The sequence below is a fragment of the Antarcticimicrobium sediminis genome, assembly GCF_004348975.1.
GTDB classification, from domain to species: Bacteria; Pseudomonadota; Alphaproteobacteria; order Rhodobacterales; family Rhodobacteraceae; genus Antarcticimicrobium; species Antarcticimicrobium sediminis.
Window position 1 is genome coordinate 1 of record NZ_SMFP01000060.1, and the last position, 720, is coordinate 720.

The following is a 720-nucleotide window of genomic DNA, read 5'->3' on the forward strand; positions in this document are numbered from 1 at the left end:
TTGATGATGTAACTGCCCCCCGACGGCATCTGTGTGCCAAGGTGGGTCTTTGAGGATCCACAAAGGAGAGCGGTCATGTCAGAGATTATCACGGTCGGGCTCGATCTGGCGAAGAATGTGTTTCAGGTTCACGGTGCGGACGGCACGGGCCGAGCGGTTCTGCGCAAGAAGCTGCGGCGCGCACAGGTTCTGGAGTTTTTCGGCCAATTGCCGCCTTGCGTCGTCGCGATGGAAGCCTGCGGCGGCTCGCATTTCTGGGGACGAGAAATCGGCAAGCTGGGCCATGACATTCGGTTGATCCCGCCTGCCTACGTCAAACCCTTCGTGAAGCGCCAGAAGAACGATGCTGCCGATGCAGAAGCGATATGCGAAGCAGCCGTGCGCCCGACGATGCGCTTCGTGCCGGTGAAGAGCGAAGAAACGCAGGGAGCGGCAATGATCTTCCGTGTCCGGGAGTTGCTGATCCGGCAGCGCACGCAGGCCATCAATGCCTTGCGCGGCCATCTCACCGAGATTGGCCAGATTGTGCCGCAGGGCGCGGCCAACGCCTCGAAACTGATCGCCATCGTCGAGGACGCGGACAACGCCCTACCTATCGATGCCATTCCCACGCTTCAGGTGCTCGTCTCGGCTCTCGCGCATCTGAGGGCGGAGATCGCGAAGCTCGACGCCGAGATCTCGCGGCGAGCCAAAGAGAATGACGTGGCTCGACGGTTGATG

Annotated in this window: 1 protein-coding gene; it reads left to right on the top strand. The window is 61.1% G+C overall.

The features are described from left to right. Positions 1–75: 75 nt before the first annotated feature. A partial coding sequence (locus tag E1B25_RS21995; RefSeq protein ID WP_132831689.1) for an IS110 family RNA-guided transposase occupies positions 76–720 on the top strand: 645 nt, incomplete at its 3' end.